At 60.2% G+C, this 8,648-nt stretch carries 11 protein-coding genes; 6 read left to right on the forward strand and 5 right to left on the reverse strand.

The features are described 5' to 3' along the window. Positions 1–315 precede the first annotated feature (315 nt). From metX to JYJ39_RS13565, 3 genes are read left to right on the forward strand one after another with little or no spacing between them, the layout of a single operon-like run. Positions 316–1,446 carry a homoserine O-succinyltransferase MetX gene (gene metX, locus JYJ39_RS13555; protein ID WP_205205110.1) on the forward strand — a complete coding sequence of 377 codons (1,131 nt, stop codon included), beginning with the start codon at positions 316–318 and terminating at the stop codon, positions 1,444–1,446. After that, the gene (gene metW, locus JYJ39_RS13560; RefSeq protein WP_205205113.1) at positions 1,443–2,054 is read left to right on the forward strand and encodes a methionine biosynthesis protein MetW; all 612 of its coding nucleotides are present in this window, start codon (positions 1,443–1,445) and stop codon (positions 2,052–2,054) included. Before metX ends, metW begins: the two co-directional genes overlap by 4 nt. Further along, positions 2,054–3,319: an AmpG family muropeptide MFS transporter gene (locus JYJ39_RS13565; RefSeq protein ID WP_240189669.1), complete on the forward strand. Its 1,266-nt coding sequence runs from the start codon at positions 2,054–2,056 to the stop codon at positions 3,317–3,319. Before metW ends, JYJ39_RS13565 begins: the two co-directional genes overlap by 1 nt. Here JYJ39_RS13565 and JYJ39_RS13570 read toward each other — a convergent pair. From JYJ39_RS13570 to JYJ39_RS13585, 4 genes are read right to left on the reverse strand one after another with little or no spacing between them, the layout of a single operon-like run. Then, positions 3,273–3,602 (reverse strand): hypothetical protein, encoded by a 330-nt coding sequence (locus JYJ39_RS13570; RefSeq protein WP_205205115.1) that lies wholly within the window; start codon positions 3,600–3,602, stop codon positions 3,273–3,275. The two genes, JYJ39_RS13565 and JYJ39_RS13570, sit on opposite strands and share 47 nt — an antisense overlap. Positions 3,603–3,605: 3 nt before the next feature. Then, positions 3,606–3,899, reverse strand: coding sequence for a YqjK-like family protein (locus JYJ39_RS13575; RefSeq protein ID WP_205205117.1), 294 nt, complete (start codon positions 3,897–3,899; stop codon positions 3,606–3,608). Further along, entirely contained in the window at positions 3,896–4,291 is a 396-nt protein-coding gene (locus JYJ39_RS13580; RefSeq protein ID WP_205205119.1) for a phage holin family protein, read from the reverse strand. The genes JYJ39_RS13575 and JYJ39_RS13580 overlap by 4 nt, the downstream gene beginning before the upstream one ends. 2 nt (positions 4,292–4,293) lie before the next feature. After that, on the reverse strand, positions 4,294–4,605 hold the full coding sequence (locus tag JYJ39_RS13585) for a DUF883 family protein (RefSeq protein WP_205205121.1): 312 nt from the start codon (positions 4,603–4,605) through the stop codon (positions 4,294–4,296). A 173-nt stretch (positions 4,606–4,778) separates the two neighbouring features. Between JYJ39_RS13585 and cptA the strand changes: the two genes are divergently transcribed. Both cptA and murB read left to right on the forward strand, forming a co-directional pair. Beyond that, complete coding sequence (gene cptA / locus JYJ39_RS13590) at positions 4,779–6,455, forward strand: phosphoethanolamine transferase CptA (protein WP_205205123.1); 1,677 nt, start codon at positions 4,779–4,781, stop codon at positions 6,453–6,455. A gap of 8 nt (positions 6,456–6,463) precedes the next feature. Then, positions 6,464–7,486 (forward strand): UDP-N-acetylmuramate dehydrogenase, encoded by a 1,023-nt coding sequence (gene murB, locus JYJ39_RS13595; protein WP_205205125.1) that lies wholly within the window; start codon positions 6,464–6,466, stop codon positions 7,484–7,486. Here the strand turns inward: murB and JYJ39_RS13600 are convergent. Further along, on the reverse strand, positions 7,461–8,180 hold the full coding sequence (locus JYJ39_RS13600) for an N-acetylmuramoyl-L-alanine amidase family protein (protein ID WP_205205127.1): 720 nt from the start codon (positions 8,178–8,180) through the stop codon (positions 7,461–7,463). The genes murB and JYJ39_RS13600 overlap by 26 nt on opposite strands. A gap of 81 nt (positions 8,181–8,261) precedes the next feature. Here JYJ39_RS13600 and JYJ39_RS13605 point away from each other — a divergent pair, with 81 nt between their 5' ends. After that, positions 8,262–8,597: a hypothetical protein gene (locus tag JYJ39_RS13605; RefSeq protein WP_205205130.1), complete on the forward strand. Its 336-nt coding sequence runs from the start codon at positions 8,262–8,264 to the stop codon at positions 8,595–8,597. The last annotated feature ends 51 nt before the right edge of the window (positions 8,598–8,648 follow it).

Below are 8,648 nucleotides of genomic sequence, written 5' to 3' on the forward strand. Positions count from 1 at the left end.
CCGTTTTCGATCATTTTACGAAACGTTGGACTCCACTTTTTTCAGCCTACCTCACGGTGGCTCACTGAAACGGATACGTTGATGTTTGCGTTGTTCGATCACGGGGACGATTCCGGCTACCAGTAGGAAGACGCTGATTTTAGCAAAGGCCGGGGCGAATTTGACTTTTACCTGCCCCGCCCGTATCTTTCCCGGCTACCGGCTGGTCCGGGGCGCCGATTTGAACTCAGATTGCGGGCGCTTGCCAAATACTGCTAAACGGGGACTGCCCAGTTCGCGTTTGTGCCAACTGGGTTTTTTGTTTTAGGAACAAGCATGCCGGGACAATCGGTCGGTGTCGTCCAAGCACAACAGTTTCACTTCGCGCAGCCCTTGCGGCTGCGTAGCGGCGTCAGTCTGCCTGCCTATGATCTGGCGGTGGAAACCTATGGCACCCTGAATGCTGCCAAATCCAATGCCATCCTGGTTTGTCACGCCTTGTCGGGGCATCACCATGTTGCCGGACATTATGCTGACCAGCCGAAGAATATTGGCTGGTGGGACAACATCGTCGGTCCCGGACGACCGCTCGATACCGATCGCTTCTTCATCGTCGGGGTCAACAATCTGGGTGGGTGTCACGGTTCGACCGGGCCGACCACGCTCAATCCGGCGACGGGTAAACCCTGGGGGGCGGATTTTCCCATTGTCGCGGTGAGTGACTGGGTGGAGACACAGGCGCGTCTGGCGGATCTGTTCGGTATCGACGCCTGGGCCGCCGTGATGGGGGGCAGTCTGGGAGGGATGCAGGCGCTGCGCTGGACGATTTCACATCCGGCGCGGGTGCGTAACGCCTTGATCATCGCCTCGGCGCCGAAATTGACAGCGCAGAACATCGCTTTCAACGACGTGGCTCGACAGGCCATTCTGACCGATCCGGATTTTCATGGTGGGCATTACTACGAACATGGCGTACGACCGGTGCGCGGCCTTCGCCTGGCACGCATGTTGGGCCACATCACCTATCTGTCGGATGACCAGATGGGGGAAAAATTCGGTCGCGAACTGCGCAATGACCGGTTTACCTTCGATTACGACGTGCAGTTTGAAGTCGAATCCTACCTGCGTTATCAAGGGGATAAGTTCGCAGGCTATTTTGACGCCAACACCTATCTCCTGATGACCAAGGCGCTCGATTATTTCGATCCGGCCCGTCTCGATGGCGGCGATTTTGTGCGCGCCATGGCGCGCACGGATGCGCGCACCAATTTCTTCATCGCCTCGTTCACAACTGACTGGCGTTTTTCGCCGGCTCGTTCGCGTGAAATTGTCGCTGCTTTGCTGGCCAATGGTCGGCCGGTCACTTACGCCGAAATCGATCTCAACTTCGGCCATGATTCCTTCCTCATGGAAGACGCGCACTATCACGCCCTGGTCGGGGCTTTTCTCGGGAACATCACGCTATGACCAATGCCCTGGGTCGTGCCGATTTCGATGTCATCGCCAGCTGGGTTGCGCCGGGCCACCGCGTGCTTGATCTCGGTTGTGGCAATGGTGCGCTGCTGCGCCACCTGATCGACAGCCGACAGGTCGTTGGCTGGGGGGTGGAGATCGACAAGAGCGATGTGCTGGCGGCCATCCGCAATGGCATCAGCGTCATCCAGAGCAACCTGGAAGACGGTTTGCGCGATTTCGCCGATCAATCTTTTGACCACGTCGTGCTGTCGCGCACCCTGCAAACGGTGCGTCACACCGAGGACATTCTGCGCGAGATGCTGCGGGTCGGGCGCGAAGCGGTGGTCTCCTTTCCCAACTTCGCCTATTGGAAAAACCTGCGCTCGGTCCTGAACGGACGCATGCCGGTGTCGGAAGACCTGCCTTACCAGTGGTACAACTCGCCCAATGTGCGCTTTTTCACCCTGCTCGATTTCGAGGCGCTGTGCGAACAGATGGCGCTGACCGTCGTCGAGCGGCAGGTGCTGGATGAGGAAGGGCAGGTCGTGGATGCCGATTCGGCACGCGATCTGAATTTCCTTGGCAGCCTCGCCGTTTACCGCCTGACCCGGAATTCCTGATGCCCGCCTGGCTCTCTGCGATGCTGAATCGGCGCATGCTGATCTGCATCTTTACCGGTTTCGCCTCTGGCCTGCCGCTGTATTTGCTGCTCAACCTGGTGCCCGCCTGGTTGAAAACAGAGGGTTTATCGCTGCGGGCAATCGGCGCGTTTGCCCTGATCCAGTTTCCTTACACCTGGAAATTTCTCTGGGCGCCGCTACTCGATCGCTACGGTATCCTGCCCTGGCTGGGGCGGCGGCGCAGCTGGATGTTCGTCTCCCAACTCGGGCTGCTGGCAGCGATTGCCTGGCTGGGGCATTTGTCGCCGCGGGACGATCTGCCGCTGATCGTTGTGCTGACGGCCGTGCTTGCCTTTCTTTCCGCGACGCAGGATATCGCGCTCGATGCCTTTCGCCGGGAGATTCTGCCGGATGCTGAACTGGGGCTGGGCAATGCCATTCACGTCAACGCCTACCGCATTGCCGGGCTGGTGCCGGGTTCGCTGGCGTTGATCCTGGCCGATCACTTGCCGTGGAGCCAGGTGTTCCTGATTACCGCGGCGTTCATGGTGCCCGGCCTGCTGATGACCCTGAGCGTGCGCGAGCCGCTGGCTGCCGGCGGTACACCGCGTACGCTGCGAGAGGCCGTCGTCGAACCGTTTCGCGAGTTCTTCGGTCGGCACGGTACCCAATCAGCCCTGCTGGTGCTGGCATTCCTGTTTTTCTACAAACTTGGCGATTCCTTGTGCACCGCACTGGCCACGCCGTTTTACCTGGACATGGGCTATACCAAGACGGAAATCGGCATCATTGCCAAGAATGCCGGGCTGTGGCCAGCCGTGGCGGGAGGCATTCTGGGCGGGGTGTGGATGTTCAAGCTGGGCATCAACCGCGCCTTGTGGGTATTCGGCGTGGTCCAGGCAGTGACCATACTTGGTTTTCTCGGGCTGGCCTGGGTGGGGGCGGCAGAATCGACGCCGGCCCGCCTGATCCTGCTGGCGCTGGTGATCGGTAGCGAAGCCATCGGTGTGGGGCTGGGCACGACAGCGTTCGTCGCCTTCATGGCGCGCACCACGCACCCGGCCTATACCGCAACGCAGCTGGCTTTATTTACCAGCCTGATGGCGGTGCCGCGGACGGTAATCAATGCGGGCGCGGGCTGGCTGGTGGAACAAATGGGCTGGACCGGGTTTTTTGCCCTGTGCTTCGTGCTGGCACTGCCGGGCATGTTGCTTCTGCTCAGGGTCGCTCCGTGGCACGAACCGGTAGATCGTCCCTGCGCCTGATCCGCCGTCGGTCCAGCCACCACGCGTAGGCCGGCAGGATCAAGGCAGACCCCGGCAACAACAGCAAGACCAGGTAGGGCGACAGGTGCGCCAGACAGCGCATGTGGGCAAGCAGCTCGGCCCGTTCTTCCGGCGTCCAGTTCTCCCCGTTGCGTGGTTTCATCAGCAGGGGCATGACACCGCGTATGGAAGCGGCATCGGTGATGACGCGCCGCATTTCGCGTCGCTGTGCCGTAAGGATCTGCCGCCACCAGTCGGGTGGCGGGCTGGAATTGTCCTGCACGGGCTAGTGGAGTACAGCGAGGGTTTTGCGCAGTGCCTGCCAGCCTCGCCAGACCAGGAAGCCACGTTTCGCCCAGCGCCAGCCACGTTGCGGACGCAGCGCAGCGAGCAGGGCCACACCGGTGCCAACGGCGAGTGGGTGCTCGCGCAGCCAGCGCACACCGTGCGTGACTTGGTCGCCTGTGGCGCACAAAGTCTTCAGCGCCTGGCTGTGTTCGGCCAGCGCAGTGCGCTGGGCCGCGATACGGGCGGTCAATTGTCCGCGACGCATGGCGAGTAGCAGGCGCTTTTCGTTCATTGTGGGTCCCGCAGTTGGGCAATATCTTGTTCAAGCTCGCCCAGGCTGCCTTGAAACAGGCGGCTTGGTTTGCGGAACTGACGGCGCAAGGAGAAGGCCAACCAGAATGCAGCGATGAAAAATACGCCGGCAAATGCACCAAACACCAGTACCCGCTGTTCCCAGAACGCCAGCGCCAGACTGAATACCGCCATGATGATGCCCAGTGCGGTCAGGAAAGCGATGCCGGTAGCCCGCATCCAGAGGCCGATGAGGCGGAATTTTTCCTCCTCGATTTCGACCACGAGCAGCTCCGCCCGCGTACGGCCAGTGCTGAGCAGGGTGAGGAGCAGACTCTTCAGGGATGCGAAGAGGCCACCGTGGCTCCCTTCGCCAGTGTTCGGCGCAGTCACTTTCAGCGGCGGCCGATCAGAACGCCCAGCGCCAGCCCGAGCGCAGCAGCGACACCGACGGCCTTCCACGGTTGGTCATGCACGAAATCGTCGGTAGCGCGGGCGCAAGCCTTGGTTTTGTCGACCACGGCATGTTCCATGTCGATCAGACGATCCTTCGCATCGCGCAGGCGGGCGCCCAGGCGGTCGCGGAGTTCACCCACTTTTTCGCCGGCAACGCCGGTGGTGGCGCGCAGCAGTTCTTCGGTGTCGGAAATGACGACCTTCAGGTCGGAAACCAGTTTTTCCTTGTTGGCATTTGCTTGTTCGGCCATTTTGCAACCTCGTTCAATAGCGGTTAGGGGGAGTCTCTAGGTTAGCGGGTAGTGCACGCTAAATCAATTCGCATCGTATTGATTTACTGAAAAAACCACGCATCGGCGAACTTTCGTTACATTGAGTCGCAGCAAAAAATCTACAATGCCGGACCTCAATTTGGTACGACATCATGCACCTGATCGATTGGCGCGGCCTGGGCCGGGCATTTCTTTTTTTCTGGTATTTCTCTGCAGTAACCCATTTCCTGCTGTTTTTTACTGGCGCAACCGGGTTTCTGCCGCTGCGCCAGGGGTTCATCTTCAGCCTGCTGTGGCTGCTGCCCTTGCTGGTGTTTCCTGCCAAGGCGCGGCAGATTAGCGCGGTGCTGGGGGTGGTTCTGGGCATTGGTGCCTTGGTCAACCTGGGTTATTTCGCTATTTACCGGCAGGAATTTTCGCAAAGCGTCCTGTTCATCATTTTCGAGTCCAATCCGGCCGAAGCCAGCGAATATATCGATCAGTACCTGAAATGGTGGATGTTCCCTGCGTTGTTTGCTTTTCTTGCCGGCGCTTATGCCTTGTGGCGTGGGGTGCGTCCGCTCAACATGCGCCCGCTCGGCCGGATCATGCTGTTTCCATTACTGGTTGCCGCACTGCTGGTGCCGCCGGCGCTGAAGGTAGCGCGCGGCGGAACATTCGATGGCGGTCGCTATCAGGAATCAATGCTCAACCGCATGGAGCCTGCCGTGCCCTGGCAGTTTCTGGTCGGCTATAGCCGCTACCAGGAGCAGCTGGCGGGCATGCAGGCCCTGCGTGAGCAGACCGAGCGCATTCCGCCGATTGCCGAATTGGTGGATGCCCGCGCCAATAAACCGGGGACGCTGGTGCTCTTGCTGGGCGAATCGACCAGCCGTCTGCACATGAGCCTGTATGGTTACGGGCGACCAACCAATCCGAAGCTGAGCGCACAGCGTGATGAGTTGTCCCTGTTCAATCAGGTCTATGCTTCGCGCCCCTATACCATCGAAGCCCTGCAGCAGGTGCTGACCTTCGCCGACCAGCAGCATCCGGATCTGTATCTGACGCAGCCGTCGATCATGAACATCATGAAGCAGGCCGGTTATCGTACCTACTGGATCACCAATCAGCAGACGCTGACCAAGCGCAATACGATGCTGACCAATTTTTCCGAACAGATGGATGAGCAGGTCTACCTCAATCACCAGCGTTCGCAGAATTCCTACAGTTTTGACAGCCAGGTGCTTGAGCCGCTGAAGGAAATCCTGGCGGATGGCCAGGCGCGGCGTTTCATCGTCATCCATCTCCTCGGTACGCACATGCGTTACAAGTACCGCTTCCCGCCCGAGGCCGAGTTTTTCAAGGATCGTACGGGCATTCCGGAGTGGGCCGATGCCGGCCAGGCGGATTTCATCAATGAGTACGACAACGCCGTGCGCTACAACGACGAAGTCGTTGCCAATGTGCTGGACATCATGCGCAGCGCCGATATTCCCAGCCAGCTGGTGTATTTCTCCGACCATGGTGAAGATGTCTACGACACGCCGCCGCATGACTTCATCGGGCGCAACGAGGCCAAACCGACGTTGCCGATGTACACCGTGCCATTCTTCATCTGGCGCTCGCCGGCCTGGTTGGCGGAAGACAAGCGGGATTATTCCGCTTACGCCGAACGTACCTATCAGCTTGACCATTTCATCCACACCTGGGCCGATCTGAGTGGTTTGCGCTATGCCGGTCATCAGCCGCAGAACAGTCTGGTGAGTCCGACCTATCAGCCACGGCCGATCCTAGTGGGCGATCCGGGCAGTCCGCAGCGTTTGATCGATCTGCTGGCGCCGACACGGTAGTGGCGGGCATGTACCAGACTGACGTCGATCTTGCGGCCTGCAACACGCTCGCCCTGCCAGGGCGGGCGGCGGCGTATGTCAGGGTGACGGCGGCGGACATGCTGGCCGAGGTGGAGGCAAATCCGCGTTGGCTCGGGCAACGGCGATTCATTCTGGGAGGTGGCAGCAATCTGGTGCTGTGTGGTGATTTCGCTGGCCTGCTCCTGCACATGGCGATTCCCGGCCGGCGACTGGTCGGGGAGGACGATGAGGCCTGGTATGTCGAGGCAGGGGCCGGTGAGAACTGGCATGCCTTCGTTTTGTGGACATTGGCCCGGGGCTGGCCCGGACTGGAAAATCTGGCCCTGATTCCGGGTACGGTGGGCGCGGCTCCGGTGCAGAACATCGGCGCTTATGGGCTGGAGGTGGGTGAATTGGTGGCGCGTGTGCGGGCCTGGGATTTCCGTCGCAACGCCTATGTCGACTACAGTCGCGAAGCCTGCCGTTTCGCCTACCGCCACAGTGTGTTCAAGGAAGAAGGCCGGCATCTCGACGGATCGCTGGCGATTGTCGCGCTGACCTTGCGTCTGCCCAAACGCTGGCAGGCCAACTGTCGTTATGCCGATGTGGCTCAGGAGCTGACGGCGCGTGGCATCACGCAACCGGTAGCCAGCGATGTTGCCGCAGCGGTGATTGCCGTGCGGCAGCGCAAGTTGCCGGACCCGGCGGTATTGCCCAATGCTGGCAGTTTCTTTCATAACCCGATCGTATCCGCCGCGCAGGCTGCCGAATTGCAGCAGCGCTATCCTGATGTGCCGATCTATCCGCAGCCGGATGGCCGGGTCAAGCTGGCCGCTGGCTGGCTGATCGAAGCGGCTGGCTGGAAAGGCAAGGCCTTGGGGCCGGTCGGCATGTATCAGAAACAGGCGCTGGTGCTGGTGAATCATGGTGGTGCCAGCGGCGAGGATGTCCGGCGCAGCATGGCCGCAGTGCAGGCAGCGGTGCGGACGAAGTTTGCGGTCGAACTTACTCCGGAGCCGGTGTTTCTCTGACCTGCAGGCAGGCGGCGAGGCCGCTGGCGAGGGTTTCAGCCATGCGCCGCTGGCGGATCGGGTCGCGTAATTCGAGTTCTTCTTCCTTGTGCTTGATGACCCCCGCTTCGAATAGCACTGCCGGCAGAGTCGTCCGCTGTAGCACGAACAGGTTGTCGTAGAACCAGACTCCATTGTCCGCGTCGGCGGCAAAGTGTTTGCGGCTATGCCAGTCACTTGGGGTAAATCCGGCGCGGCGCAGCAGGGCGCCCATGCTGGAGGCGCAGCGCAGACTGGTACGCAGGTCGGGATTATTGGCCGAGACGAACAGGCCGAAACCGCGCTTGACTTCGGTATGCGTGCGTTCGATACCTTCCCATTCCCAGGATTGAAGATAGGCTTCGCTCACCGAATCGTGATGGATGGAAATGAAAAAGTCGCTGCCTACGGCCAGGAGCGGTCGTTCCTGCAGAGTGCTCTGGGTGCCGGAAAAGTTGATTGGACGCACTATGTGCCCAAGGTGGCGGACCTGTTCGGCAAGTAGGGCGGCCAATTCCTGATTGAATAAAAATTCATCACGCCCCCGGGCAGAGACTGCTCCGCCATCGTCCACCCCATGACCGACATCGATGGCAATTTCAGCCTGTGCCAGCGTGCTGCGACAGCTGCAACACAACAGGGCGAGGGCGAGCAGGCGACAGAGTGTTTTCGGCATGGCGGGCCTCCTTTACCGGAACGAACCGGCAGCCTACGCTAACTTGCGCTATATTTCGCGCCTGCTTCTCAGGATTTCAGCATGAACGATCACACAGACAATGGCTTTCCCCGCGGCAGCAGTGCCCACAACCCCGACCTCAACTGGAGTCAGGTGCGTGAAACGGTGCTGATGCTGGAGCTGGCGGCAGTCCAGATCGAAACGGCAATGAAGGACAGCAATACCTCGGTGGATGTGCTGACGACGTCCTTTACCGGCATTGCCCAATGCATGCAGGCCATGCTGGACAAGATCAGCAACCTGCCCAGTGAAGGACCGGTGGGCGAGGTACGGGCCGAACTGCTGGGCGATTCCGGCAATGTGGCCGACCGGGTGCATCAGGCCATCATTGCCTTCCAGTTCTACGACAAACTGTGAGGTAGGTCGTCAACCGTAGAGTCCAACGGGTTAAGCGGCTATCTGTTTTGC

This window comes from Azonexus hydrophilus, assembly GCF_905120355.1.
Taxonomy (GTDB): Bacteria; Pseudomonadota; Gammaproteobacteria; order Burkholderiales; family Rhodocyclaceae; genus Azonexus.